Origin of the sequence: Streptomyces sp. NPDC014734, from assembly GCF_043083325.1 — a bacterium.
Classification (GTDB): domain Bacteria; phylum Actinomycetota; class Actinomycetes; order Streptomycetales; family Streptomycetaceae; genus Streptomyces.
On sequence record NZ_JBIBYN010000017.1, the window covers coordinates 178,401 to 205,256 of the forward strand.

Below are 26,856 nucleotides of genomic sequence, written 5' to 3' on the forward strand. Positions count from 1 at the left end.
GGCGATGCGCTTCCGCCACCCGGACGGCTCCACCGTCCACCTCTCCTACTGCACCAACGTCCACCCCGCCGAAACCCTCGAAGGTGTCCGCGCCCAACTCCGCGACCACTGCGAACCCGTCCGCCGACGGCTCGGCCGCGACCGGATCGGCATCGGTCTGTGGCTCGCCGCCGATGCCGCCCGCACCCTCGTCGACGACCCGTCAGCGCTGCGCTCCCTGCGCGACGAACTCGACCGCCGGGGCCTGGAGGTCGTCACCCTCAACGGCTTCCCGTACCGGGGATTCGGTGCCGACGAGGTCAAATACCGCGTGTACGAGCCGGACTGGACGGACCCCGAACGGCTCGCCCACACCACCGACCTCGCCCGGCTCCTGGCCGGACTCCTTCCCGACGACGTCACCGAAGGCAGCATCTCCACCCTCCCGCTGGCCTGGCGCACCCCCTTCGACGACGACACCCGCGCCGCCGCGCGCGCCCGCACCGCGCTCACCACTCTCGCCCGACGCCTCGACGCGCTCGCCGACCTCACCGGCGCATCCATCCGCGTCGGCCTGGAACCCGAACCCGGCTGCACGGTCGAGACCACGACCGACGCCCTCGCCCCCCTCACCGCCGTCGGACACCCGCGCATCGGCATCTGCGTCGACACCTGCCACCTGGCCACCTCCTTCGAGGACCCCGACACCGCCGTCGACGCCCTCGAAGCGGCGGGCATTCGCGTCGCCAAGGCGCAGCTCTCCGCAGCCCTGCACGCCGAACACCCCCACCTCCCCGGAACCCGCGCCGCCCTCGCCGCCTTCGCCGAGCCCCGCTTCCTCCACCAGACCCGTACCCGCACCCCGACCGGTCTGCTCGGCACCGACGACCTCGACGAGGCGCTCCACGGCCCGGCCCTTCCCGACGACGCCCCCTGGCGCGCCCACTTCCACGTCCCCCTGCACGCACCTCCCGCCCCACCACTCACCTCCACCCTTCCCGTGCTCCGCGCCACCCTGGCCCGGCTGGTCGGCGGCCCCCATCCCCTCACCGACCACCTGGAGGTCGAGACCTACACCTGGCAGGCGCTCCCGGCGGCACTGCGCCCCCGCTCACGGGCCCAGCTCGCCGACGGCATCGCCGCCGAACTCGCCCTCGCCCGCGACCTCCTGACCGACCTCGGCCTCAAGGAGCTGCCATGACCACGGACGAGCGGCCCGGTACCCCCGCCCCGCCCACCCCCACCCCCCTCCTCGTCATCGACGTCGTCGGCCTCACCCCGCGCCTCCTCGACCACATGCCGCGCCTCAAGGCCCTCGGGAACTCCGGCACCCGTGCCCCCCTCGGCACCGTGCTCCCCGCCGTCACCTGCGCCGCCCAGTCCACCTTCCTCACCGGAACCACCCCCGCCGAGCACGGCATCGTCGCCAACGGCTGGTACTTCCGCGAGCTCGGCGACGTCCTGCTCTGGCGCCAGCACAACGGCCTGGTCGCCGGGGACAAGCTCTGGGACGCCGCCCGCCGCGCCCACCCCGGCTACACCGTGGCCAACATCTGCTGGTGGTACGCGATGGGCGCCGACACCGACATCACCGTCACCCCCCGCCCCGTCTACTACGCCGACGGACGCAAGGAACCCGACTGCTACACACGGCCGCCGGACCTGCGTGACGAACTCACCGACACGTTCGGCACCTTCCCCCTCTTCCACTTCTGGGGCCCAGGCGCCGACCTCGTCTCCTCCCGCTGGATCATCGACGCGACCCGGCACATCCTGAAGACCCGCGACCCCGACCTCGCCCTGTGCTATCTCCCGCACCTCGACTACGACCTCCAGCGCTACGGCCCCGACGATCCCCGCTCCTACCGGGCGGCGGCCGACCTCGACCGGGCCATGGCCCCCCTCCTCGACGACGCCCGTCGCGCGGGCCGCACGGTCGTCGCCCTCTCCGAGTACGGCATCACCCGCGTCGACCGGCCCGTCGACATCAACCGAGCCCTGCGCCGCGCCGGTCTCCTGGAGGTCCACACCCAGGACGGCATGGAGTACCTCGACCCGATGGCCTCACGGGCCTTCGCCGTCGCCGACCACCAGCTCGCCCACGTCTACGTGCGCCGACCCGAAGACCTCGAAGCCACCCGCGACGCCCTGAGGGACCTCCCGGGCATCGAGCGGCTACTCGACGACGAGGGCAAGAAGACCCACGGCCTCGACCACCCCCGGTCCGGGGAACTGGTCGCCGTCGCCGACCCGGATGCCTGGTTCACGTACTACTACTGGCTCGACGACGCCCGCGCACCCGACTTCGCACAGCTCGTCGAGATCCATCGCAAACCCGGCTACGACCCCGCCGAACTCTTCCTCGACCCCCACGACCCCTACGTCCGGGTCAGGGCGGCGACCGCCGTGGCCCGCAAGAAACTCGGCATGCGCTACCGCATGGCGGTCGTGCCCCTGGACCCCTCACCCATTCGCGGCAGCCACGGCCGCCTTCCCGCGAGCGACGAAGAAGGACCGCTCATCCTGTGCTCCACCCCCCACGCGTTCACCGGACCCGTCCGGGCCACCGAAGTGAAGTCCCTGCTCCTCGAACTCGCCGGACTGCACTGACAACGCCTCGTTCCCCGAAGGAGTTCCCCCATGAGCCGCCGCACCCCCGCCGACGCCGAACTCGCCCACAGACTCGGCAGGCGCTCCCTGCTCGGCGTCGCCGCCGGAGCCACCGCCGCCGCACTCCTGGGCGCCGCCGCCCCGGACGCCTCCGCCCATGGCGGGCCCAACGGCGGCCCGCTGCTGCCGCCCGGCCGTCTCGGCATCCAGCTCTACACCCTCCGCGACAAGGTCGCCGCCCTCGGCTTCGACAAGGTCTTCGCCGAACTGGAGGCATACGGCTACGACGAGGTCGAATACGCCGGCTACACCCAGGGCTCCGCCGGCCCCATCACCCTCGCCCGGCTGAAGCGGCTCACCCGTGACCACGGCCTGCGCGGCATCGGCAGCCACGTCGGGTACTACGACGACAACAACCCGAACGCCTACACCTTCGCGCAGAACCTGACCAAGGTCCTCGACGACGCCCAGGCCCTCGGCCTGAAACACATCGGCACCGCCTCCGGCCCGTTCCGCCACGGATCGACGGTCGACGCCTGGAAGCGCGCCGCCGAGGACTTCAACACCTACGGGGCCGCGGCCAGGGCGCGCGGCATGAAGTTCTACCAGCACAACCACGCCGAGGAGTTCTCCTTCGCCACCGACCGGCCGGACGTCCGCCTCTACGACGTACTGCTCGCCGAGACCGACCCCGACCTGGTCTACCTGGAGATGGACGTCTACTGGGCCTACGTGGGGCAGTACCGGTTCGGCAGGAGGGTGGACGGCACCCCCGACACCTTCGACCCGCTGCGCTACGTGCTGAGGCACCCCGACCGATACCCGCTCTTCCACGTCAAGGACGGCGAGCACGACGAGACGGCGCGCGACGGATACCGCATGGTCGACGTCGGCGACGGCGACATCGACTACCGGGGCTTTCTGAACGCCGTCACCCGGACGCACGGCGGCCGCCGCGACCACCACTGGCAGGTCGAGCACGACCAGCCGATCGTCGACGCCTTCACCACAGCCCGCCGCTCGGCCGCCCATCTGCACGCACTGCGCCGCAGAGGCCGCTGACCGTCACGGGAACGGCTCTCCTCGCGCCGTCGGCGCGAGGAGGGCCGCGTGTTTCACCGGCGAGGGTTACCGCCGCGCCCGTCGAACACCATGTGTGAGCGAATGAACGCAAAACGTGCGGATGGCGGGGGATGCCGGTGCGGGAGGGGTCCGAGGAGTCCGTCGTACCGCACTGACCACCGGAAACGTGGGTGAGAGGCACCCCGAACCCCTGGTATTGTTTTCCATGTCGCCGCGGGTAACCGGGGCCGACCACCTGGTCCGGGTGGCGGAATGGCAGACGCGCTAGCTTGAGGTGCTAGTGCCCTTTATCGGGCGTGGGGGTTCAAGTCCCCCCTCGGACACCGGCAGAGACCCCACTTCACGTGGGGTTTTTCTGTTTCTCCGGCTGTGGCGTGACCAACCACGTGACCAACAGCCGAGCGAATCTCCTGGTCAGACCAGGAATGAGAGGCCGATATGGGCAGCGCTGGAAGTGGCCAGCTTCTTCGCCCCTTCGGCCCGACGCCTGCCGTAGCGCGCTATGGTGTTGCGTGCCGTGCGCCAGCGGGCCGACACCTTCTCCGGGTCCTGCGGACCGCCTGCCTCGCCCCGGTACGGCTTGAAGCCGTCGCGGGCGAACACGAGTCCACCCAGTGATTCCCGAGCCGTTCCCGCTCCGCGCCCTGGCGTTCCTCCTGCCACTTGAGGACGTTCATCAGGGCTTGGTCCACGTAGATGATCGCGTTGTCGTCTCCGTCCTTGGTCAGCTTCCGCAGCCGATATGTGTTGCCCTCTTCGACCACGACCCAGGCCAGTTCGATGGCGCACTCATCCCAGTGGATGAGCGACCACTTCCACCCCAGGACTTCGCTGCGGCGGCATGAGGTGGCCGCGTACGAGGTCCACAGCGGGGTGTCCCGGAGGCAGTGGTGGGTCAGCCCCTGGTCGCAGGCCCGGTTGCCGCACGGCTTCCAGATCTCCGCCAGGAATCGCCCCGTCTCGTGATCGTTGAGGGTCGGGAAGTCCGGCTGTGCCGCCTTGATCTGGCGCTCCGTGGGCGGGTTGGCCGTGTGGGCCGGGTTGACCGTGAGGATCTTCCTCGGTCCGGTCACGGAGTCCAGCGCGGCCGAAACGATGTTGTGGATGTGGCGGACCCTCTTGGGGCCGAGCGGCTTGTTCCCGTTCGCCTCGATGGGCGTGGCCTCCAAGAGCCGGTACAGCTCGTCAAGCCGCTCATCCGTCACCTCTACCACCTTGACCTTGCCGATGTGCGGCTTGATGTGCAGCCGGATCTTCGGCTCGTACCCCTCCTTGGTCGTGTCCTCGCCCGGGTGCTTGGCGAGCCATCCGTCCAGGAGTTTCAGCGGCGCTCCGGGCGAGACGCTTCTGGACACTGCGGCCCGCAAGGGCAACGTGGGCGGACGGCCGTCCGTCATGGACGACGACAAGCTAGCCGTGGCCCGTGCCCGGTACGCGAAGGGGGAGAGCGTCACGGCCATTGCCAAGACCCTGAGCATCGGGCGTACCACCTTGTACCGCCACCTGGGAGAAAGCGCCTGAGGCAGGCGCACAGCACCTCTGGCGGCTTTACGGACAGCGGCCCCCACCGGGGCCGTTCGTCGTTCCCGGGGGCGTGCCGCCCGTACGTCATGTGGTTCATGTACCGGGTGGGGCGATGACGTACACGGCCAACACGGCCGGACTCACCGGCCACTCACTCACGGCCCCGGGTGCCACGTCCGGGGGTCTTGCCGTTCCCTGTGTCAGCACAGGGGCTCAGAGGACACGGGCGGGCCGTAGGCATCGCATGAGAGCGACAGTCCCGTTCGAGTCCGTGAGCCCTGCTGGGGCACGCGACCCCGGGCGCTGCGGGCGAGCGTCATCGGTCCGGCGAACGCGTCGTGGTTCCCCTGCTCACGCCGCGCTGTCGAGTACCGTCCGGACTTCGGGCACATGTGCGTACTCGGCAAGCCGGGCCAGTACGACCCGCCCCCGTTCCGCTGTCCGCTCGCTGGCCATGTCCGCCGACAGGCCGATGACCCGCTCTGCGGTCGCCGCAGCCTCTTCTGGTTCGTTGGCGTCGGCGTAGGCCACGGCGAGCCACGACAGGTACAGCGCGAGTTCCCGTGTGTGGGTCGCGTCGTACCGGCTGAGCACATCCCGCAGGAGTGGCACGGCCCGGAGTGGTCGGTGCAGTTCGGTGTAGACGCGGGATTCCATGACTTTGAGTTCGCCAGCTTCAACCCAGTACAGCCAGGTCGGGGACTCAGTTCCCTCGCTGTCCTCGGCCAGCGCTTCCCCGGCTTCCCCAAGGGCTCGCATGGCGTGCTGCGCGCTCTCAGGTCCTCCGGCCTTCGTGTGTGCCCAGGCGACCCGGTCGAGGTACAGCGCACGGGCTTTCGGGGGTGCGTCCGGCCCGGCCTCGGCAAGAGCCGCGCGAGCGAGGACCAGTCCTTCCGCTTCGCGGCCGGTGTTGCTGAGCTGGTAGGCCAGTGAACCGGCGAGGTTCCCGGCCAAGGTGTGGTCCTCGGCCTGCTGGGCCGCGCTGAGCCCCAGCCGGTAGATGCGCTCCGCGTCGGCGTGCTGCCCGGCGTCGCTGGCGATCCATCCGGCGATCTGCGCGAACTCGCCGATCAGACTCAAGAGGTGGCGGCCGGTCTCCTCGGTATGCCGGGCTTCCCGGTAGAGGGTGATGGCGGCGCGCAGGTCCCGCATCGCCCGCCCAATGAGATCCAGTCCATAGACGACATCGTCGGCAAGGCGCAGCCCGTGAACCCTCTGGTGCAGGTCGAGTACAACCCCTTTGCCGATACGACGCCCGCTCCTGGTGCTGAGAGGGGCGAGCGGGTCCCCTGCGGGCAGGTAGTCGGCCAGCGCCGGCATCTCCGGTTCCGGGGGCACCGGAGGGCCTGTGAGCATGTCTACGGAAACCCCCAGTACGGCAGCGAGGAACGGAAGCCAGTCGCGCGGAGTGCGCCGACCGGCTTCCCACCTGCTGATCTCCTGGGCACTGACCGGCTCACCCTGGACCCCCGCCGCACGGCAGAGCTCCCACGCTAAGCGTGCCTGAGCCCATCCGCGCTGTTTCCGCAGACGCCTGATGTTGGCCCCGATCACGGTCGTCATCGACCCAGTCTGGCCTACAACTTGGCCCATGCGGGGGCCCATGCCGGGCCAATGGATGCCGACCCTCCGCAGGCCGACGCTGAACGGTATGAAGCCCAGCGCTGAGGCCCGACGATTCCTGTCCCGTCTCTCCGGAGCACGCGGAGTGGCCGGGGTGCTCCTGGTGCAGAAAGCCGACCCCCGCCCGGAAGGAGCAGACCTCCTTCCGGGGGATGCCCTGTGGTGGCCGAAGTGCCGGTGTGGATCAGAGCGGTGCCCGGACTACGTACCCCCGGCGGAGCGGACCGCGAACGGCCTGCGGAGCAGGCTCGCGGAGGTCAACCAGAGAAGCCACAGGGGCAAGCCGTGATCCGGCCACCGGTCGTCGAACAGCGACCTACAACCGCGCGGAGTTCCGCCCGGCGGACGTGGGCGGTCGTCAAGCGGTTCCTCGGCCGTGCCGCGTGGCCGACGTTCGCGTTCGGAGTGGTCGTCCTGTGCTTCGCCACCGTGGCGCTCGCCCTGACGGACAACCTCTGACGCTCGCTCCCCGCTCAGCGGAAACCACCATTCCCACGTCGTAAGGAGTCTCACCATGAGCGCTGCCCAGAACCTGCTGAAGTTCGCGTGGTTAGAGGTGACGGGGCTCTGCAACGAGTTCTGTGACCACTGCTACGCCGACTCGTCCCCCAAGGGGACGCACGGCACGATGACTGTGCCGGACTGGAAGAACACGATCGATCAGCTCTCGGCCATCGGGGCACGGGACGTTCAGTTCATCGGCGGGGAACCGACGCTGTACCCGCACCTCCGTGAGCTGATCGAGCACGCGCACGGGGCGGGGTTGGGGATCGAGGTGTTCTCGAACCTGACCCACATCCGGGAGGAACTGTGGGAGTCCTTCACGGGGTGCGGCGTCAAGCTGGCAACGTCGTACTACTCCGACAGTGCGGAGGACCACGATACGGTGACCCGGCTCAAGGGGTCTCACAGGCGCACCCGTGCGAATGTCGCCAAGGCGCTTGAGCGGGGCATCCCGCTGAGGGGCGGAGTAGTCGCCGTGAACTTGGGCCAGCGCGTCCAGGAGGCGGCGCGGGATCTGGCCGCACTCGGAGTCGAGGAGATCGGCGGCGACCGAACCCGCGCGTTCGGACGGGCCAGCCGAGGAGCCGCGCCGACCATCGCCGACCTGTGCGGACACTGTGCTCACGAGAAGTGCGCCATCGGCCCGACCGGCGACGTCTGGCCCTGCGTCCTGGGGCGGTTCCTCACCATCGGCAACGTGCGGGATACGCCGCTCGCCGAAATCTGGGGCGGCCCGCAGATGACCCGGGTGACCGCCGACATCACGGCCGTGCACGGGGAGCGGGCGCAGTCCTGCACGCCCCCGCAGTTCCTCCCGATGTGCGGGCCGTGCCAGCCCTGCGTTCCCTCGGTCGGGCACTGCGATCCGAGGGAGGCAGACGCGGGAGCCGAAGCCGCTACGATCGGCGCACCCGCTTGACCCTCCGAGAACCCTGGGGTGCACAGATGGACGACCACGGAGACGACTTCGGCAGGTGGGGGACGGAAGCCTCCCCCGACGCCGTCCAGCGGAGCGACGAGGAGTGGGCGGTCGTCGCCGGGTACATCCGGCACGCCGCGAACAAGGTCGGTCCCACGCTTCCGCTGTGTCTGCCCGGGGAGCCGCAGGAGTGCGGGCGCACCGCGCAACAGCACGTGCTCGCGTGGTCGGCCCATCTCAAGGCCGTGGCCCATCACCTGATCGAGCAGTCCGCCCCCAGCGAGGCACGCGCCGCCCATGTGGCCGGGCCGCTTTACCAACGGCGACTGACCGAGCTGCGTTCCCTGAACGTGCCCCAGCACGTCTAGCGAGATCCACGACGCCCCGTCCGTGCGCTGCCCCGTGGCCGTGCGGGTGGGGCGTCCGGCTCGACGGACTGGAACGGTCTCGGCGCGTCCGAGAAGGGCCCGATCGACGGGCGAGGTCGGCGTGATCACGCATGACCAACGCATGACCAACAGAGGCCCGAAAGCACAGGAAACAGCAGGAAAGAAGAGGAGAAGCGCCAGCCGAAATCCCGCTTGCCGGAGGGCGTTTTCCCAGGTCAGAGTCATTGGGAGCTGGTGCCCGAGAGAAGAGTTCAAGTCCCCCCTCGGACACCAAGGTCAACCAACAGAATAGAGCCGGTCAAAGCGATACTTTGTCGCTTTGACCGGCTTTGTTGTTGTGGTGGACGTGATCCGGCCCTCTGCGGGTTCGCAGCGGGCCGGATGTGTTTGCGCTGTTCAGATGGGGTGTGGGGGCAGGTTTCCGGGGTGTTGTCGGGGAGGTAGCCGTTCGGGGTCCGGCGGTGGGGGTTCTGGGTTTGCGGCGGTTGGCGTGGGCGGTCCGGAAGGCGAGGAGGAGAGACTGGGCGGCGATCCGGCGGATGCGGGGCAGGCGGGGGTTCCGGCCGAGGCTGCGGCGTTTGGCCGGGCAGGCGACGGCGGGGCAGAGCATCCTTGTCACAGGGGTATGCGTGGCTGCGCCGTGACGGCGACCGGCCCGTCGAACGACCACGGGCACCGGATCGCCGCCGGCCGGACTTTCGACGACAAGGCGATCGCCGAGGTGAGCTCGCATGATCGTCACCGCTTCCTCATCATGGTGCTGTACTCAAACTGCCACGCACGGCGTGCCGCTGCCGTCGGGTGCAGTGGCCCGGTTCTGGCCCCCTGGCCCCGAAAACGGGCCCGGCCGGCTCAACCGCGGGCGTCTGGTTCCTGATCCGCTCGACACATGACCACTTCTGACCGTCACACCCCGAAGGGGGCGTCACATGCATCATCGAACCGTTGCCGAGCTCATGACGCGAGACGTCGTCCGAGCACGGCGTGACCTGCCGTTCAAGGAGATCGTCGAACTGCTGGCGGAGAACGATGTCACCGCAGTGCCCGTGGTGGACGAACTCGACCGGCCCATGGGCGTGGTGTCCGAGGCCGACCTGCTGCGCAAGTCCTCCGACCAGGCCGATCCGTCCGGGCTGACGCCGGTGCCGCATATCGAGGCGTGGGAGCGAGCCAAGGCCGAGGGGGCCAGAGCGGAGGAGCTGATGTCGGCCCCCGCGGTGTGTGCGCGTCCGGAGTGGACCGTGGTCGAGGCAGCCCGCCTCATGGAAGTACAGGATGTGAAACGTCTGCCCGTTGTGGACGAGATGGACAAACTGCTGGGCATCGTCAGCCGCAGAGACCTGCTGCGGGTCTTCCTGCGCCACGACGATGCCATCCGTGAGGAGATCAACCGCGATGTGCTGCAGCAGACGTTGGGCCTCGCACCCTCGGCGGTGACGGTCGAGGTCCGGCAGGGGGAGGTGGTCCTCAGCGGATCCGTCGAGTTCAAGAGCCTGATTCCCATCATCGACCGGTTGTGCCGGAGCGTCGACGGCGTGGTGTCCGTCGCTGAACGCCTGAATTACCGGACCGACGATGTACGGCCCTCACCCGCCGGCACATGAGGCTGCCGTGCCGCCGTTGTCCGACCACAGGGCCGGCGACCGTCCCGCCGTACGCCTGTTCCGAGATCACTTCACCGCCCTCACGACGCGCAGCCGGAGCAGTCCCGTCCGGCGGAGTCCGCTCTCCGCGCCGGAGCGCCTCGGCGGCGGATTCTTCCGCCGGCCTGGCCCGTCGATGCGCAACCACCGGAGCATGCCACCTGCTGTCCGCCGCGCGCGGACCGGGCTCCTCCCCGAGCGCCACGCCGGGTTCCGCATGCGCCACGGAAGGATCTGAGGTAGTTGTCGAACGAACAGCCCCCGCGTTCGGTGCGTCTGCGCAGATGCTCACCCCGTCGATCCCCTGCCGTCGTTCTCCGCGCCCTGGGTCGGGGCACAGGGGCGACAGCAGTACGGAAGGGCGGCGCGCCGACACCGTCGTTCCGGCTTCTTGCGAGACGGAGGCAGTCGTCATGGAGCCAGTCGTCACCGTCGGCCTCGACGGGTCCCCCGAGAGCCTGGCCGCTGCTCGTTGGGCCGCCGACGAAGCCGAACGGCGCAAGCTCACGCTGCGCCTGCTGCACGCGTGGCCCCTGCTGGTGCCGGAACCGACCCGCATGCCCGCAGAGATGGATCAGAACTACTGGGCGAGACGGATCGTGCACAACACGCGGACAGAGCTCCAGGCACACCACCCAGGCCTGCCCGTCGTCGGCAGCCTGGTCGCTGACGATGCCGAGCACGCGCTGCTCCGCGCGGCATCGGAGTCCGAGATGATCGTGCTCGGTTCGCGGGGGCTGGTGCCCGTCGAGAGCTACTTCCTCGGCGACATCAGCATGCCCGTCGTGGCACGCGCCGAGCGGCCGGTGGTCCTGGTGCGGGCCGGCACGGGCGAGGACGGCCGGCAATCCGCCCGAACTGCGCCGAGCGGCGTGGTGGTGGCGCTCAAACTGCACGGAACCTGCGACGACCTGCTCGAATTCGCCTTCGAGACCGCTGCTGCGCGAGGCACGCCACTTCGGGTCGTCCACGGCCGGAGCCTGCCGGTGGACGCATACGTGCCCTGGGGCGTGAACCATGACGTGGCGGAAGGAATCGTTCAGGACGCGCAGAAGCTCCTCGGCCAGACCCTCCGTCCCTGGCACGACAGGTTCCCGCAGGTGGACGTCACCGACAGCACCTCACTCGTAGGCCCCGCCAAGGCCGTCGTACGGGCTGCCGAGGGCGCTGATCTGCTGGTTGTCGGCCGACGACGACACCATCGCGCCCTGGCACCGCACCTGGGCCCCGTGGCCCAGGCCGCCATCCATCACGCACGCTGCCCTGTGGCGGTCGTCCCCCACGATTGAGCGAGGAACCACACGGGACCGACACGTTGACACTTCGGGCCGACCACATCTTCGACGGAACCGTCGACGTGGCGCTCTCACCCGCGTGCTGCGGCACGTGGGGCCCCGCGCCCTGATCAGGTTCTCGTCAGCGACCACCCCCGCACAGACCGTGCGGGCCGTCCAGCGCGGCAGGGCCCGTGGTCCCGCTGCTCGACGGCGCCGCGTGGGCCATCCTGGAACTGTCGACGACCGGCCGTCCTGAAGAAGGTGATCGGCATGATGTGGTACGGCGGCTGGGGTGGGGGCGGATGGTTCCTCATGACCGTGATCATGGTGGTGTTCTTGCTGCTGTTGATCGTCGGGGTCATAGCTCTCACTCACTACATCACCAACACCCGGCGCGGTCATCAGCCCGGCCCGCCCAGCGGTGAGACGGCATGGGGAAGCCGACGAGCCGAGGACCTGCTCGCAGAACGGTTCGCCCGTGGGGAAATCGACGAGGACGAGTACAAACGCCGCCTCACGCTGCTGCGTGAACAGCGGTGAACAGTGCTGCCGCACACCGTGGCCGGGTATCCAGGGGCGTAGCTGCGGTGCGGGGCAGCGCTGTGCGCGGGATACGCCGGCAGCACATCTGCCCACGGTTCCCGGCTGGGGTGATCTCGCTCCGGGGCAGCACTGCGGGCGCGGGAAGTGGCAGAGCCCCCTCCGCCGTCATCCGACGGTGTAGGGGCGCATCATCTCGTTGTCCTCGTGTTCGAGCATGTGGCAGTGCCACACGTACCGGCCAGGCCGGTCAAATGTCGCCTTCAGCCTCATCACAGCACCCGGGTAGGCGACTGCTGTGTCCTTGAAGCCGCTCTCCCACGGCTCCGCGGGCCGGGCGGCACGGCCGGCCTGTTGCCGGTCGAGGACCTGGAACTGAACCTCGTGGATATGGATCGGGTGGGCATCTTTCGTGAGGTTGTGAATCTCCCAGATCTCGGTCGCGCCCAGGGCCGGATTCTCCGTGACGGGGTCGTCCCAGTGCATCGGGACAGCGGCTCCGTTTCGGCCCAGGGTGCCGAGCAGCATTTGTCGGGGGCCGACGTGCGGGAGTGACGTGGAGTTCTGCTCACTGAGGGAAAGCCGTCGGATGCGGCTCGCCTCTCCCAACGGCTGGAACGACGGCAGCGACAGCTGGGAGGGCGGGACGGTCCTGTCCGGAGCGGTGAGTGCTCCTACCGTGAGTTTCATGATCTGCCCGGTGGTGGCCGGGTCGGCCGGGGAGAAGTCCGCACCCGCCCTCCCGCCCTGGAACGCTTTATCAGGGCCCTCGTTGATGAGATACAACGCGGTCCCGGCCGGTACCGATGTGAAGTCGACGATCACGTCGGCGCGCTCGGCGGGAGCGATGAGCACCTGGTCGCGCCGTATGGGCGTGGGCAGGAAGCCTCCCTCACTGCCGATCTGGAAGAAGGGGAGGGCGGGGGCCGCGGGGCGGCGGGCGAGTGGGCGGGTGACGATCTTCAGGATCAGGTGGCGCGAGTTGCATCCGTTGAGAAGCCGGAACCGGTAGCGGCGCGGTTCGACTTGAAGGACCGGCCAGGTTCTCCCGTTGGTCACCATCGTGTTGCCGAAGAACTCGGGGTTCCAGATCGGAGAGATGTCGCTGTCCGGGATGTAGGGGCCCTTGAATCCGTCGAAGGCAGTGCGTCCGGCCGGGTAGTAGAGGCTGCCGTCGACGTGGAACGAGCGGTCCTGGACGACGAGGGGGATCTCGTAGTACTTCCGGCCGGGCGGATCACCGGCCCGGGGTGCGGGACCGGGCAATACCCCGTCGGGAAGGTCCGCAGGGCCGCCGCGCAGAAGGTAGAACCCTGCCAGTCCGGCGTAGACATTCAGCCGTGTGACGCCCAGGGCGTGATCGTGGAACCAGAAGGTCGAGGGTCTCTCCGCGTTGGCGTACTGGAACACGGCATCCCCCCGGCCCCAGGCGTCGCCGAACCGGTCTTCGAACTTGTCCTTGAACTCCTCGTAGAACGAACCGACTTCAGAGTATCCCGCAGGAATGTCAAGCGCGCCGGGAAGATACCAGGCTTCGGTGTAGCCGTCGCTCTCCTCCGAGTTCTGCCCGCCATGCAGGTGTGTCACGATCGGCACCGGGCCCGAGTACGGTCCGGGTGTCGAGCGGAATCCGGGATGTGAGTCCCGGGCCGACGCCCCGCCCGGAGGGTTCGCCCAGTGCAGTGTGGGGTCGACCGGCAGCAGGTGCGGCAAGTACCGCCCTCTGCGGTCGAACAGCTGGTTCTTCCACCTCACCCGCACAGGCGTTCCGGCACGGGCCTCGATGGTGAAGGCGGGGTAGTGGAAGCTGCGCGGATGCGGAGTCGATCCGTACCCCCACACGGTCGTCGCCGGCAGACCGGAGGGCAGCACCTGCTGCTGGAACTGCCGCACGCCGATCACGTAGTGGTCGATGTGACCGGCAACGGAGCCGCCGGCCTGCGGCATGACGGGCGGGACGACGAGCGGAGTGACGTACTTGTCCACCTTCACCGGATCCAGAACGCCCTTGCCGCCGAGGTCGCGCAGACGTGGAGGCGCGGTGGCTGCCGGAAGGAGCACGAACATTCCGCCGACTGCTGCCTGCACGACACGTCGTCTCGAGACCACGTACATCCTCCATCACTTGTCGGACCGACTCCGGTGCTGCTTCCTCCACCGGCTCCGCCCGACGGTGCCCCGAGACCGCCGACAAGCACGGGCACCATCAGGTTCTTGCAGTCGGCAGATCCGTGCGTTGTCATGATGCTCCAGGGGAGGGATCCGGCGACCGGGACGTGAACATGCTCTGGGCCTGTACGCATATGTGCCGGAACCCGCGGGATGCCTGTCCGACAAGGGCGGAGGGCGTCGAGACCCGCTGCGCGCACGTGGCGGCGGCGTGCGGACTCGACGGCGGCCGGCTCCATGCCTGGAGCCAGGTGATTGCGCCGTTCGCGGCCATCGCCCACCTCGGTGACGGTGGTGAGGAACCGGTGATCGATGAACTGCTCGCGTTGACCCGGTGAGCGCACCCGGTATTCCCGATCGCCTCGTGCCCCGCGCTCCGCCGTGGACGGACCCTCATCGCTCAGCCTTCGCTGAGACGGATCCCCCGGACGGTGGCGCGACCCGTCAGTCCCGGGTGGCGTACACGATGAGGTTGTCCACGGGGTGGCCCTGGGCGTCGAAGGAACCGTCGCAGGTGATGAGACGCAGGGCGCGCTCGTGGGTGGCGCCGTAGACCTTCTCGGTCGGGAACGCCTTCTTGCTCACGGTCTCGGTGCCGGTGACCCGGAAGTGGAGTTCGGCGCCACGGTCGTTGCGGATCGCGATGTCCGCGCCCTTGGCTATCTTCCGCAGGTCGTGGAACACGGCTTTGCCGAAGCGGGTGTCGTTGTGGCCGATGAGAACGGCGGCTCCGGGCTCGCCGGGCGCCGGGTTTCCCGTGTACCAGCCGACGGTCATTCCCTTGTCGGCCGGCGGTACCTCCACGGTGCCGTCCTCGTTCAGCCCGAGCCGCATCACCGCGCTGTTCACCCCGATCGACGGGATGCCGACCTGTACGGGCTGTGCGGCGGCCCCTCCCGTCCCGGGTCCGCCCCCTTCCCGGTGCTCCGTTCCCTGCGAGGCGCTCGGCGATATCCGGGTGGCGGACGAGCCTCCCTCGCCCCGTTGCGCGGCGGACGGGGTGTCCGCTTCCCCGGAGGTACAGCCGGCGAGGGCGAGACAGACGAGGGCCGGAAGAAGGGCGCGCCTGAACGTCGGGGATGTAAGGGACATGGTGCGGCTCCAGGAAACGGGGTGAACAGCGGGGAAAGGGGGAGCGGACGGGAGGACCGGGAGACGTGAGGGCGCCGCCCCGTCCGGGGCGGCGCCACGAGAACATCAGCCGCCGTGCGAGGCCGGCCACCCGGCGCGGGCCACCACGCGGGGCGGCCGTACGACGGGCGGGCGGCGACGCCCGGCCGGGTCAGCGGCCGGGCTGTCCGACGGAGCGCCGACGCAGCACGAGCGTTCCCGCACCGGCCACCAGGAGCGCGGCGGCGGCCGACCCGGCGAGGACGGCGGTGCTGTCGCCGGAGGTCGCGGCCGGCCGTTCGCCGGCGGCCACGCCACCCCGGGGAGCGGCGGCGGCACGCTTCGCGGCCGCCGCGCGTTCGGCCGGGACCGGGGTGGGGTCCTCGCCCGCGGCGACGCCGCCCCGGGGCGCGACCGACGGTGCCGAGCCCCGGGCGGGCACGGCGCTCGCAGCCTCCTCGGCGGCGGCCGACCTTTCGAGAGAGGGCGCCGACGGCGCCGGGGTGTCCGCGAGCGCCGCGGCGGACGGGATGAGCACCGCACCGGCCGCGACGGCGGCGAGGACGGCGGTACGCAGGGACGAGCGAGAGAGCATAGACATGACTCCACTTCAGGTCGGCCCCGGCGTTCCCGGATTCCGGTTCGCACCGGGCGCCGAGGCATGCCGACAGGCTGGCGCGGAGTTGTGAGGAAGCTGTCAGGTCGCCGTGGTCATCGCATCAGGCCGGTCCCGCACCAGATCCCGTCCCCGGCTCCGGAGCCGCACCTTGTTCCCCTCGTGCCCCCGCCTCCGCGGGCACCGTGGGCAACCGCAGCGTGAAGACCGACCCCTTCCCCTCGGTACTGATCGCGGTCACCGATCCGCCATGCGCCTCGACGAGCTTCCGCACGATCGCGAGGCCGAGACCGCTTCCCCCGGTGCGGCGACTGCGGGACTTCTCCGCCCGCCAGAACCGGTCGAAGACATGGGGCAGATCGGCGGCCGGGATGCCGCCACCCGTATCGGTGACGTCCACCACCACCTGGTCCGCGGACGTGGACGTGCGGGCGTGCAGGGTGACGTGTCCACCCGCAGGGGTGTGGCGTACCGCGTTGGAGACGAGATTGCCGATGGCCTGCCGCAGCCGGACCGGGTCGGCGGTCAGTTCCGGGACGGGACGGTCGCAGGCCGTGTCGCTTACGGTCAGCACGACCCCGGCGGTCTCCGCCCGGCCCTGGTGGGCCGCGGCGACCTGTCCGAGCACCTCCTCGACGCGGACCGGTTCGACGTGCAGGCGCAACGCGCCCGCGTCCGCGGCGGCCAGGTCCTGGAGGTCGTCGATGATGTGCTGGAGTTGCACCGCCTCGGTGTGGAGCGACGCGATGAACGCGGGGTCGGGTTCCGCCAGGCCGTCCTGTGCCGCCTCCAGCCAGCCGCGGATGTTGCTCAGTGGAGTGCGCAGTTCGTGGGCGACGTCGCTGACCATGTCCTTGCGCTGCCCTTCGAGCCGGGCACGGTGGGCTGACATGTCGTTGAAGGCGGCGGCGAGCCGCCCGATCTCGTTGTCGCCGGTGACCAGTACGGGCACGGACTCCTCCCCGTCCCGCATCCGCTGCGCGGCCCCCGTCAGGGCACGCAACGGCCGTACCAGCCGGGCGCCCGCGAGCATCGTGGCCCCGACGGTGAGCGCCAGGACGAGAGCCGCGACGCCCGCGATCTTCGCGGTGTTCGCCGGGGAGAGGGCGAAGCCGGGCACGGTCGTACCGCGATCGTCGCCGATGAACAGCATCGCGGGGGAGGCGACATGGGAGCTGAGCTGCTCGCGGCGGGCCGTGCCCACACAGGAGGCGGTGGCCCGATCGTCCTCGCCGGTGCGGATGCTCGGCACCGGTACGGCCGCCTCGGCCGCCAGCCGCTCCCGGGGGGCCAGCCGCTCCCGGGGGGCCGGCATCGGCGCCTCGGAGAGCTCCACCCAGGACAGGTCCAGATTCAGCTGCACGCCGTCGCGGCCCTGGCGTTTCAGGCAGGCGTCGGCGAGCTGGTTGAGCGCCCTCAGCGCCTTGCGCTCGGTCGCGGTCGGCCGGTCCAGCTCCTCGGACGCGCACCGCGTGCCCCGAACCCGGTCCGGGTCGTTGCCGACCACCTGGATGCGTGGGCGTCCGCTCGGGCCCCGTACCACGTCCGCCGCGACCCCGGCCCGGCTCAGACACGCCACGGTTCGCTCGGCGTGTCGCTGCAACGCGGAGCGTTCCGCCTCGGGCAGCCGGAACGGGCCGACCGCCCGAGGGTCGACGCGGTCGGCGGCGGTGCCCGCCGGACCCACCGGCTGGGACAGGGCCGTGTCCACGGCCAGCGGATCGACGATCGCCGATGCCTGGGGCGGCAGGGCGGGAGGGGACGGCTGCGTCGCGGAGTCCGCCAGCGGCGCGCGCTGTTCGGTGGTGAGCGCGATGCGCCGACCGGACTGCTGTGCCAGATCGCGCACGGTGCGGTCGACGCCCTCCCAGGTGGGATGGGCGGCCGCGTACCCGAGCAGGGTGTTGTAGATCCTGGCGTCGGCGGTGAGGTTCTGCCCCTGTTCCTGCTTGATGGCACCGGACGTGGTCTGCACGGCCAGCCAGGCGGTCGCGGCGACCGAACAAGCCGCCACCAGTGCCGATACGGCCAGCAGACGGCCGAACAGACTCCTGCGGAGGGGCAGTCGGCCGAGCCGCGCACGACGGACCGGCTGCGACCGGGGACGTTCCGGTGTGTTCCGCATCCCGCTACGACGACGCGCGGGGGGACGACGCCCGTGACGACGTGGCCCGGGTGGGTGGAGCGCCCGGCGTCGCGGTCCGTGAGGCGTTTCTCTCCGGGTCGGTGAGTTTGTACCCCACACCGAAGACGGTGAGCAGCCGGGCCGGGCGGCGCGGTGCGCGCTCGATCTTCTTCCGCAGGTTCATGATGTGTACGTCAACGGTCCGGAAACTGATGTACCGGTCGAAGCCGTGCAGTTCCTCCAGCAGCCGCTGCCGGGAGAAGACCCGTTCGGGCTCGGCCGCCATGGCGACGAGGATGCGGAACTCGCCGCGGGTGCACTCCACGAGCCGTCCCTCCACCGACACCTCGTGCCGGACCGGATCGACCGCGAGGGCACCGACCCGCAGCACCTGGTCCTCGACGGGGTCCGCGGCCACCGCCCGGCGGTTGCGCCGCAGCAGCGTCCGCACCCGTGCCATCAGCTCGCGCGGACTGTACGGCTTCGTCATGTAGTCGTCCGCGCCGAGGTCCAGGCCCAGCAGCAGATCGTCCTCGGTGCTCCGGGCCGTCAGCATCAGCACCGGCAGTTCCCGGTGCTCGGCGCGCAGCACGCGTACCACGTCCAGGCCGTCCGCCCGCGGCATCATCACATCGAGCACCAACAGGTCGGGTTCACGGTGCCGGACCTCGGCGAGGGCGGCGAGCCCGTCCCCGACGACCGTGACCGAGTGCCCCTCGTGTTCGAGATAGCGGCGTACGAGTTCTGCCTGTTTCTCGTCGTCTTCGGCGACCATGACGTTTGCGCACACACGTACGATCGTAGATGAGTCCGAACGAACCTTCGGGGCCGTTCGTACGAGCCGGCCCCGAACGCGCCGTTCCGTCCACGGCCTACCGTGCGGCCGCGATCACCGGGTAGTGGTCGGAGAGGTTCGTGTACGTGTAGTCCTTGCCCCAGCTCGACACCGTCCAGGGCGCGCTCTCCTCCTCGACCACGGTGTTCGTCCACCCGGACGGCTTGGCGTGCCCGGTCCGGTGCAGTACGTGGTCGAGGTCCTCCCGGGGGTCGTCGGGATAGCGTTCCGCGGCGATCGAGTTGTCCCGGGTGTCGAACGAGTAGGGGTGGCCGGTGCGGGCGTCGGCGGCGGACAGCCCCGCGTCGGCGAGCACGGAGGCGTATTCGGCGGAGCGCGAGTCGACGTTGAAGTCCCCTGCCACGATCACCTGTTCGGACGCCGGAATGTTCTTGGCGTCGAGGAAGGAGCCGATCTGCCTGAACTGCAGGCCGCGCTTCGCGGCGGCCTCGCCCGGCCCGCACCCGGAGTCGGTCGACTGGGTGTGCGTCCCCACCACGTGGACCCGCGCGCCGTTGACGTTCAACTCGACATACGCGAAGCCCTTGTTGGACCACCAGTCGCTGCCGCAGGCGTCCTTGTAGACGTACTGTTCCTTGCGCACGATGGGCCATTTGCTCAGCACGGTGACACCGCCGTCCTCCGGAGTGGTGGCCGAGTACGCCCCACCGGTCGCGTCCCAGCCGCTCCGGCTCCGGCCCACCACGGGCGTCTGGTACGGGTACCGGTCGGCGGCGTTGCGCAGCAGGGCGTCGGAGGCGCCGTTGTCGAACGCCTCCTGCAGGACCACGACGTCATTGCCCTGGAAGAAGGAGGCCTTCGGTATCTCCGAGGCCCGGTGGTCCTGCCCCCAGTTCGGGTAGAGGTTCTTGCTCATCGGCACTACAGGCTAACTGTAGTACGCCCCGCCCTCCATGACTCGGAGAACGGGGCGGGCGTCAGGAGGTCATCTGCGCAGTTGGTGGTTGGCGGGGTCCGTGCAACGGTTGGGCGGTGGTACTCCGCATCCGCCGCACCCGATCGGCTCCGGCAAGGGTGTCGGCTCCGGCTTCGGCTCTTGGTCCTTCGACATGTGCGTCTCCTCAGTGGATGTAGTGATGGTCAGTGACATGGGCACTCGCAGTCGGGTAATCGGCACCTTCCATGCACGTCATCTCCGGCGCAGGAGCTGAGGGCGACGGCGCACAGTCGGCTGACGTGCAACTCGATGGCGTCGGTAGCAAGTGCGGTGTGCCGGTCACGCGCCGTCAGGTGTCGCGCCTCCGCCACCTCTGCGGCTATGGCTGCTGCTGCACTGGTCACGACGTTGCGAGCATTGATCAAGCTGTCAGGGTCTGGCATGTCTGCTTTCTAGGTGATTGCTAGGACTCTCCCGCGCGGGTGCCGAACGCCTCCCCGCGGGCGAAGCGCTCGAAGCGCCTGTGGTTGCTGCGGCCGGCGTGCTCCATGCACGCCCGGTCGACGTCGGCGCTCGACATCTGCGGGGGCGCCGACCACTCGCAGTTCCGACAGTGGGCGGAGTACCACGTGGGGAAGTCGGGGTGGACCTGGATGGTGTGGTCCTCGTACCGGAACAGCGCGCGGGAGCTCATCGGGGCGTCTTCCTCGGGTGCGGGTGGCGTCGGAGCTCTACCGCCAGGTCCGTGGCGTGCGACGCGTTGTACGCGGGGTTCCCGGGGTCCGACGCCTGCCACCACTGCTTCTTCAGCGCCTGGCAGACGGCACACCCCGGTGTCACCCGGGGTTCGGCCGTAAAGCCGTCGTTGGTCAGGTGGACGGGCCCCGATTGTGCAGTTCTGGACATCCCCACGCCTCCGCCATTTCCGCTAGTAGGTGACGACGTCGCCAAGGATTTATCAGCGGTGCCATGCGCGGTGGTGACTGCGTGGTGACTATCTGGTGACTGGACGTACCCTTGCCCTATGTCGGGCGGGGACGAATTCGGAGCGGACGTCAGAGAGGCACTGCGGCGTCGCGGGATGTCAATCCGCGCCGCCGCACGCGAATTGAGCTATGACCACGCCTACTTATCTCGGGTTCTCTCTGGGAAACAGGAGCCGTCGACACATCTTGTCGAGTCGCTTCGCGCGCTACTTGACGATGAGACGCCGCCACCGCCCGCCGCAGGGCACGACGATTTGGATGCCGAGAGCTACGTTCAGTCCGCAGTTGCGCATCTACTCCGCCACACCAGTCGATTCGGTGGCGCGCACGTAGCTGATGCGGCTATCCAGGTGTGGCGGGCGGAACAGCGGAAGCTTGATCGGGTCATCGATCCGTCGCCACAACTTGTCGGAGCCGTCAGCGAGATAGCACAGGTGGCCGGGTGGATCCTCTCCGACGCTCACCGTGCCGACGAATCCCGCCGCGCGTTCGTCGAAGCACAGACTCTCGCCCGCCAGGCAGGCGACTACCCGCGGCTGTGGTTTGCCCTGGACATGCTTGCGATGCAGGGGGTACAGGAGCGGCGCCCCGGGGAGGTGCTTCGGATCTCCGACGAACTGAGGTCGACCGCCGGGCTCCCGCCCCGCGTGGCTCTCATCGCGCATGTGCGCAGAGGGCGCGCACTTGCGCAGGCCGGAGAGCGCGCCCGCAGCCTTGCCGAGATCAACCGTGCCCAAAGCGCGCTCCAGGATTCCATCAGCCCCCGTGATCCCTCGTGGGTGTGGTGGATCACTGAGGCAGAGGTGGCCGGGCATCTCGGCGAGGTGCTGATGTCCCTAGGTGATCACGTTGCAGCAGTTCCCCACTTTCAGGGTGCCCGGACTGCTACTCCGACCGGTGGGCGTAGGTGGCTGGATTGCAGCGTGGCCGAGTTGTCCGCGCTCACGGCGGCCGGTGCGTGGAGGGACTGTGATGATCTCCTCGTCGACGTGGCACCGCTGCTTGACGTCGTGGCATCCACGCGCAGCCGAGCGAGCTTGAAACGGACCCTACGGGCCATCGAGCGCGACGCCCCGCCGTGGCTTGCGTCAACTGCGCGGGACGTCGCGGAGGCGTGCTGAGGGGGCGACCTCAGTACCAACCCCATACAGCCCGCAGGTTGCGTGTGTGCGTCTTCCGGTGGCTCGGGGTGCAATACACCTTCCGTCGCCCCGGACCGGGCTTCTGGAGCACGTCCTTACCGCAGTAGGGGCACGTCGACGGGACCGACTTCGCGGGGGTCATGGTGTTGTCCTCTCTCAGTTATGGGGCGCCCGGAGCGGCCCATGCCGGGACGCTCCGGAGCGCTGTTGGGGAAGTGTGTGACGGTCGCCACCATGCCGGTAGCGGACCGTGGAGCGTGCATCAGGTCCAACGACCTGTGTTGAGTGCGCGGCCGGTGTCGGCGTCGTACAGGTCGATGCGCTGATCGATGATCCCTGTCACCTCGCGGCCGTCAAGGTAGGTGTGGGACACCACGTTGATGTTCGGTATCCGCTCTCGGTCGGGCTGCCCCGGCAATGTCCGGATGCTCCGGGCCAAACTCGCGGAGTCCGTCGCCGAGTACACCTGTGCGGGCGAAAGGAAGCGGACCAGTTCCGGTCCGTGCTCACCCACCCACGCCAGTTCCCCGATGCCGGGCAGTCCGCCCGATGCGTAGCCGCCGGGACGGTTGTACGCGGTGGGGAGGGAGCCGTACGCCGACTTTGCGTAACGCATGGATGCAAAGATGTTGGCGAGCGGGTTCGTCGACACGCCGTAGGAGAACGGCCCGGTGTTCTTCATCTGGCCGGCGAAGGCACGGAACGTCGGACCGATGACCTGCATCAGACCAACCGACGGGTGCCCCGCCTTCCAGTTGCTGTCCCAGCGGTTGACGACGTTGGGATCCCCGTTCGACTCCTGCGCCATGCGCCGCAGCGTCAGGTCCGCGTAGCTCGACGGGTTTCCCATCATGCTCAGGGCCCGGAGCACCGTCGACCGCCACCGGGCCACGCCCGTGCCGCCGTTGCCTCCCCCACCACCTCCGGTGAGGTAGCTCATCGGGTCCACGGGCCGCCCGTTGACTCGCGCCTCCAGGTGGAGGTGAGGGCCGGTGACGTTACCGGTTGCGCCCACGGTGCCGATGGCCTGGCCCTGGCGGACGGAGGCGCCGACGGAGGTCAAGATCTTCGTCATGTGGGCGTACAGCGACGATAGACCCCCGCCGTGGTTGACGACTACGTGATTACCGTAAGGGCCGCCTCCCTGCGCGGTGGTAACTCGTCCGTCGGCCACCGCCTTGATCGCGGTACCGACGGCTGCCGGAAAGTCCTGGCCAGTGTGGTGCCCGGAGGACCACATCCGGCCGGCGACTCCGAATTTGGTGCCGTATCCAGCGCTGACGGGCTTGATCCATTGACCGGACCCAGCGGCGCCGGAGAAGAGATCGAACGCCGAATCCTTCATGCTCGTCAGCATCTTCAGCGGCATTTGCGCCACCGACTTTGCCCACGGGTTCGTCAGGATCGGCGCCATGGTGCTCTTGACGAGACCCCTCGCCTTGTCGAAAAGCTTGCTCGGGTCCAGGAATCCAGCGGCGCCGGAGAGGAATTTTCCGACGTCGCTCGCCTTGTCCTTGATCCACCCGACGATACCGCCGTCAGCGAATGCAGGCATCCCGTTGGCGATTGCGCGCTGAACGCCTCCAACGCCGCCAGAACGGGCCGCAGCGTTCCACGAGTTGATGCGGTCGGCGCCGACTGCCCGCGTCCACTCCGGGCGCATGATTGACTCACCGCCACCAACGGCGATAAGGCGATCGTCACGGCCCGGAGAATAGCCGGACATGATGCCGCCAGTGTGGAACTTCTTGATGTCGATCGGGCTCAGATTTTTCGCGCCCGTAACGTCGGCAACACCGTTCCACAACGGGACGATCCCCTTGTTGTAAACGCGCTCGATGATGAAACGAACGGGCTCACGCGCGATATCCCGGAGCTGATCCCAGCTCTTCTTGATTTCCTTCTTGGTGCTTTCGAAGCCGATCGCCATCAGGTCGAGCGCACGACGGATATCCGCGAAATGCGGCTTGATCCCGTGCTCGTAAAGCCACTTCGTCCGGTCGGCAATCCAGCCGAAGACAGGCTTGACCGTCGCGTCCCACAGTGTTCGAATGGTCTGGCCGAGCATCTCGAAAGCCTTCTTCGCGTCGGAAAGGTGCGGCTTGATGTACTTCTCGTACAGCCACCTCGTTTTCTCGGCGATCCATCCGAAGATGGGGCTGACGACTTCCTTCCATAGCCACGTGATGATGATGCCAAGCAGCTTGAAGGCCACGTACGCAGGGAGGAGGAAGATCGTCAGAAGCACCTTCGCCACGGGCTGAACGATCGCCATGATGGCGTTGAATGCCGGGGCAATTGCGTTCTTCCACAGCCAGATTGCAATGTCGCCAACGGACTTGATGACCCACCAAATCGCGGTGAATATCGGCTTCAGGACGTAGTCCCAGACCGCCAGTGAGACGGCCTTGATTCCCGCCCACGCCGCATCGACGGTGACCCGGAACCAATCGAGCCGGTTGTACGCGAGGATCAGGCCGGCTGCGAGAAGTCCGACAACGAGAACAACCGCCCTGATAATCGGCAGGATGCCTGTAGCGGAAAGCACAGTTCCGAACCCTGCCGTTGCGATCGCCGACAGCAGTATGACGGACTGGTAAACGGCCATCGCTGCCGCGAACGCCACCATCCCCAGGGCAATTGCTTTCTGCGCGGCCCAGAGGGACCACAGCATTTGTATGATCTCCGGGTTGTCCCGAGCCAACGCCCCGATGGCGGAGAAAACGGGACCAACGATCGCCATCATCGACGTCGAGAGCGGCGATGCCGCCTTCGCAACGTCGAGCGTTGCCCGCAGGATATCGCCGATGAACTCGGCTAGCCCCGGCGATGTGTCTTTGACATACTTCAGGAAGCGTTCGAAATCGGGACTACCCTTGAGACTCGTCCCCCACTTCGCGAATCGCTCGGTGATCCGGTCGGAGTGCGTCACGATGCCCGCCATATGCGGGAGGAAAGCATCGATGATCCCGGCAATTCCCGCGATGACATTGCCAAATGACACCCCGAACCCGACTACGGCCGGTTCGACATTGTCCTTCAGGCTTGCCCTGAATGACTCCCAGAACGGCGTCTTCATCTCCGCCGACGCAGAGTTCATCAAGGTGTCGATGCCCCGGGCGGAGGCGAGCACGAGGGGGGTCAGACCCGGCAACGACGCCTTCGCCCCGTCGACGCCGCGCGTGAACAGCGGGAGTACAGCGGGTTGGAGCGTCCGTGACCACTCCTTGAACGCCGGGATGATCCCGGTGGGTCCGGCGACCGCGAAGAAGAGTTGCCGGGCGGCTGGAGTCATCGCGTTCAGCGCGTCGCGGTACTCCTCCGCCTTCGACGTCGCGGCTCCCGTGGCCGTGGCGGTAGAGAGCTGCGCCCGCTGGATACTGCGTTGGGCGTTGGCGATGCTCTCCGCGGCAGATGCCTGAGCGTTGGCAGCGTTGCGGGTGGCGTCCCTGACACGCTCTTCCGCGTCGGCTACCGCTCGCGCGCCGTCGACGGCCGCCTTGGCTGCTGCGGCCTGTGCCTTGCGCAACGTGTCGGTCTGGTCGACGACACCCTGTTGAGCCTGATGGACCCGTTCCGTGGCGGTTCGTACGGCATCGGAGCCGTCGACCCCTGCGCGCTTCTGCGCGGCGGCAGACTTCTGGAGGTCTTCGAACGACTGCTTCGACTCCTTGGCATTCAACTTGGCTCGTTCAAAGGCCAGTTGCGCCGCTTCGACCTGGAGCTGTGTGGCACGTCCAGCGTCGGCGTCCCGGAGTGTTGTGCTCAGCTCCTCTTGCGCCTGGCGAACGCGGAGCGTGGCCTCTCGCTGGTCGAGATAGCCATCAAGGATGCGGTCGTTCAGCCGGGCAAGCTGCTGTGCGGCATCCTGCCGGGCACGGGTGAGGTCCAGCTCCGCGTCTCGCGCGGTGCGCTTGGCGTCGGTGAGGGACCGTTCGGCGCGACGCACACCGTCAGCGGCCGTCTGACGCTGTTCAGCAGCGCGTCGCGCTGCGTCCGCGACGGCTCGTTCCGCGGTCTCGACCTGGCGGTTGGCGTTCGTGATCGACTGCGCCGCACTTCGGTGCGAACTCGACAACTGAGCCTGAGCGCCTGCGAGTTGGAGGACACGGGTTGCGGCCTGTGACGTCGAACGGGCGCTTCGGTCGGTAGCCTGTGCCGCCTCATCCTCCGCTGCTGTCTTCAGTCTCAGGGCGTTCGCGACCTGCATCACGGCGGGGACGGCCGCCAGGGCGACGGAGCCGATCCCAACACCCGCAGCGGTCGCCATCGAGACGACCGCTCCGAGACCAGCCGTCAGCGTTGCGCCGAGGGGGATAGCGGCGAGTGCTGCGGCTTGGATGGTGAGGGACAACAGTGCCGCTGTGGCCTGCGACGTATCGATGCGAGCCGGTACATTGATGCGCTGTCGGTCGACTGCGTCGATCGCCACCCGAAGCTCCGCGAGTGCCGCGCGGGCTGTAGCGGTGTCGGCCCGCACCTGGACGTTGGGGTGGCTCGCTCCGAGTCGCTGGAGCTCCCGTTCGATGCGCTGCACCTCGGCGCGAGCGGCCATGGCGTCTACGTCGATGCCGATGCGCTTCCCGCTGAGCTGTTCCAGCCTTGAACGGAGCCGGGCGAGTTCGGCGTCAACACCCGTGTCGCCCAACCGGATGTCCAGCTTCGGCATGGCGCGGAACGCTATCTCCAGCTTCCGCTTAGACCGTGTCCTATGTGGTGATCACTCGTTGGGCTGTTCATGGGGCGGGATGCGTGGAGTTGGATTGTTCCGGACGGGCTGTGGGAGATCGCGAAGCCGTTGATCCCGCCGTCGAGGGTGCGTCCGCAGGGCGGCGGGACGCAGGACACGCCTGATGAGACCCTGTTCGCGGCGATCGTCTACGT

23 protein-coding genes, 1 tRNA gene and 2 pseudogenes are annotated in these 26,856 nt (G+C 68.7%); 14 read left to right on the forward strand and 12 right to left on the reverse strand.

Going from position 1 to position 26,856, the window contains the following annotated elements; translation table 11 throughout:
• Positions 1–4: 4 nt before the first annotated feature.
• From eboE to ACF1CT_RS25325, 4 genes are all read left to right on the forward strand, one after another.
• A complete protein-coding gene (gene eboE / locus ACF1CT_RS25310) occupies positions 5–1,180 on the forward strand; it encodes a metabolite traffic protein EboE (RefSeq protein WP_391786231.1) in 1,176 nt (391 codons plus the stop codon).
• Positions 1,177–2,589, forward strand: coding sequence for an alkaline phosphatase family protein (locus ACF1CT_RS25315; protein ID WP_391786232.1), 1,413 nt, complete (start codon positions 1,177–1,179; stop codon positions 2,587–2,589). The genes eboE and ACF1CT_RS25315 overlap by 4 nt, the downstream gene beginning before the upstream one ends.
• 30 nt (positions 2,590–2,619) lie before the next feature.
• Positions 2,620–3,651, forward strand: coding sequence for a sugar phosphate isomerase/epimerase family protein (locus tag ACF1CT_RS25320; RefSeq protein ID WP_391786233.1), 1,032 nt, complete (start codon positions 2,620–2,622; stop codon positions 3,649–3,651).
• Between the two features lie 259 nt (positions 3,652–3,910).
• A tRNA-Leu gene (locus ACF1CT_RS25325) sits at positions 3,911–3,995 on the forward strand.
• 177 nt (positions 3,996–4,172) lie between these two features.
• On the opposite strand, the gene ACF1CT_RS25330 is transcribed toward ACF1CT_RS25325, so the two are convergent.
• Positions 4,173–5,027, reverse strand: a complete 855-nt coding sequence (locus ACF1CT_RS25330) for a hypothetical protein (protein ID WP_391786258.1) — start codon at positions 5,025–5,027, stop codon at positions 4,173–4,175.
• Between ACF1CT_RS25330 and ACF1CT_RS25335 the strand changes: the two genes are divergently transcribed.
• Positions 4,912–5,193, forward strand: a complete 282-nt coding sequence (locus ACF1CT_RS25335; protein WP_391786234.1) for a helix-turn-helix domain-containing protein — start codon at positions 4,912–4,914, stop codon at positions 5,191–5,193. The genes ACF1CT_RS25330 and ACF1CT_RS25335 overlap by 116 nt on opposite strands.
• A 354-nt stretch (positions 5,194–5,547) precedes the next feature.
• Here ACF1CT_RS25335 and ACF1CT_RS25340 read toward each other — a convergent pair whose 3' ends face one another.
• A complete protein-coding gene (locus ACF1CT_RS25340) occupies positions 5,548–6,801 on the reverse strand; it encodes a helix-turn-helix transcriptional regulator (RefSeq protein ID WP_391786235.1) in 1,254 nt (417 codons plus the stop codon).
• Positions 6,802–7,104: 303 nt separating this feature from the next.
• Here ACF1CT_RS25340 and ACF1CT_RS25345 point away from each other — a divergent pair, with 303 nt between their 5' ends.
• From ACF1CT_RS25345 to ACF1CT_RS25370, 6 genes are all read left to right on the forward strand, one after another.
• Complete coding sequence (locus tag ACF1CT_RS25345; RefSeq protein ID WP_391786236.1) at positions 7,105–7,278, forward strand: hypothetical protein; 174 nt, start codon at positions 7,105–7,107, stop codon at positions 7,276–7,278.
• Positions 7,279–7,333: 55 nt separating this feature from the next.
• Entirely contained in the window at positions 7,334–8,242 is a 909-nt protein-coding gene (locus ACF1CT_RS25350; RefSeq protein ID WP_391786237.1) for a radical SAM protein, read from the forward strand.
• A gap of 26 nt (positions 8,243–8,268) precedes the next feature.
• On the forward strand, positions 8,269–8,610 hold the full coding sequence (locus ACF1CT_RS25355) for a hypothetical protein (RefSeq protein WP_391786238.1): 342 nt from the start codon (positions 8,269–8,271) through the stop codon (positions 8,608–8,610).
• Between the two features lie 950 nt (positions 8,611–9,560).
• A complete protein-coding gene (locus tag ACF1CT_RS25360) occupies positions 9,561–10,235 on the forward strand; it encodes a CBS domain-containing protein (RefSeq protein WP_391786239.1) in 675 nt (224 codons plus the stop codon).
• Positions 10,236–10,687: 452 nt separating this feature from the next.
• Positions 10,688–11,563 carry a universal stress protein gene (locus tag ACF1CT_RS25365; protein ID WP_391786240.1) on the forward strand — a complete coding sequence of 292 codons (876 nt, stop codon included), beginning with the start codon at positions 10,688–10,690 and terminating at the stop codon, positions 11,561–11,563.
• Positions 11,564–11,821: 258 nt separating this feature from the next.
• A complete protein-coding gene (locus tag ACF1CT_RS25370; RefSeq protein ID WP_391786241.1) occupies positions 11,822–12,091 on the forward strand; it encodes an SHOCT domain-containing protein in 270 nt (89 codons plus the stop codon).
• Between the two features lie 168 nt (positions 12,092–12,259).
• On the opposite strand, the gene ACF1CT_RS25375 is transcribed toward ACF1CT_RS25370, so the two are convergent.
• Positions 12,260–14,200, reverse strand: coding sequence for a multicopper oxidase family protein (locus ACF1CT_RS25375; RefSeq protein ID WP_391786242.1), 1,941 nt, complete (start codon positions 14,198–14,200; stop codon positions 12,260–12,262).
• 167 nt (positions 14,201–14,367) lie between these two features.
• Here ACF1CT_RS25375 and ACF1CT_RS25380 point away from each other — a divergent pair, with 167 nt between their 5' ends.
• Positions 14,368–14,598 (forward strand): hypothetical protein, encoded by a 231-nt coding sequence (locus tag ACF1CT_RS25380; protein ID WP_391786243.1) that lies wholly within the window; start codon positions 14,368–14,370, stop codon positions 14,596–14,598.
• A gap of 106 nt (positions 14,599–14,704) precedes the next feature.
• On the opposite strand, the gene ACF1CT_RS25385 is transcribed toward ACF1CT_RS25380, so the two are convergent.
• The 7 genes from ACF1CT_RS25385 to ACF1CT_RS25415 all read right to left on the reverse strand — a co-directional run bounded on the left by ACF1CT_RS25385 (position 14,705) and on the right by ACF1CT_RS25415 (position 20,750).
• Positions 14,705–15,352 carry a class F sortase gene (locus ACF1CT_RS25385; protein WP_391786244.1) on the reverse strand — a complete coding sequence of 216 codons (648 nt, stop codon included), beginning with the start codon at positions 15,350–15,352 and terminating at the stop codon, positions 14,705–14,707.
• Between the two features lie 190 nt (positions 15,353–15,542).
• Positions 15,543–15,965: a hypothetical protein gene (locus ACF1CT_RS25390; protein ID WP_391786255.1), complete on the reverse strand. Its 423-nt coding sequence runs from the start codon at positions 15,963–15,965 to the stop codon at positions 15,543–15,545.
• Positions 15,966–16,089: 124 nt separating this feature from the next.
• A complete protein-coding gene (locus tag ACF1CT_RS25395; protein WP_391786245.1) occupies positions 16,090–18,111 on the reverse strand; it encodes a sensor histidine kinase in 2,022 nt (673 codons plus the stop codon).
• A gap of 4 nt (positions 18,112–18,115) precedes the next feature.
• A complete protein-coding gene (locus ACF1CT_RS25400) occupies positions 18,116–18,886 on the reverse strand; it encodes a response regulator transcription factor (RefSeq protein ID WP_391786256.1) in 771 nt (256 codons plus the stop codon).
• A 97-nt stretch (positions 18,887–18,983) separates the two neighbouring features.
• Entirely contained in the window at positions 18,984–19,823 is an 840-nt protein-coding gene (gene sph / locus ACF1CT_RS25405; RefSeq protein WP_391786246.1) for a sphingomyelin phosphodiesterase, read from the reverse strand.
• A 484-nt stretch (positions 19,824–20,307) separates the two neighbouring features.
• Entirely contained in the window at positions 20,308–20,538 is a 231-nt protein-coding gene (locus ACF1CT_RS25410) for a hypothetical protein (protein WP_391786247.1), read from the reverse strand.
• Positions 20,535–20,750, reverse strand: a complete 216-nt coding sequence (locus ACF1CT_RS25415) for a hypothetical protein (RefSeq protein WP_391786248.1) — start codon at positions 20,748–20,750, stop codon at positions 20,535–20,537. Before ACF1CT_RS25415 ends, ACF1CT_RS25410 begins: the two co-directional genes overlap by 4 nt.
• Before the next feature lie 118 nt (positions 20,751–20,868).
• Here ACF1CT_RS25415 and ACF1CT_RS25420 point away from each other — a divergent pair.
• Positions 20,869–21,027 (forward strand): annotated as a pseudogene (locus ACF1CT_RS25420) (helix-turn-helix domain-containing protein); the annotation flags it as partial.
• A gap of 96 nt (positions 21,028–21,123) precedes the next feature.
• On the opposite strand, the gene ACF1CT_RS25425 reads toward ACF1CT_RS25420, so the two are convergent.
• Complete coding sequence (locus ACF1CT_RS25425; protein ID WP_391786259.1) at positions 21,124–21,567, reverse strand: hypothetical protein; 444 nt, start codon at positions 21,565–21,567, stop codon at positions 21,124–21,126.
• A 667-nt stretch (positions 21,568–22,234) separates the two neighbouring features.
• On the reverse strand, positions 22,235–26,641 hold the full coding sequence (locus ACF1CT_RS25430; protein WP_391786249.1) for a peptidoglycan DD-metalloendopeptidase family protein: 4,407 nt from the start codon (positions 26,639–26,641) through the stop codon (positions 22,235–22,237).
• Between the two features lie 69 nt (positions 26,642–26,710).
• On the opposite strand from ACF1CT_RS25430, the pseudogene ACF1CT_RS25435 reads away from it, so the two are divergent.
• Positions 26,711–26,856: pseudogene (locus ACF1CT_RS25435) on the forward strand (IS5/IS1182 family transposase); the annotation flags it as partial.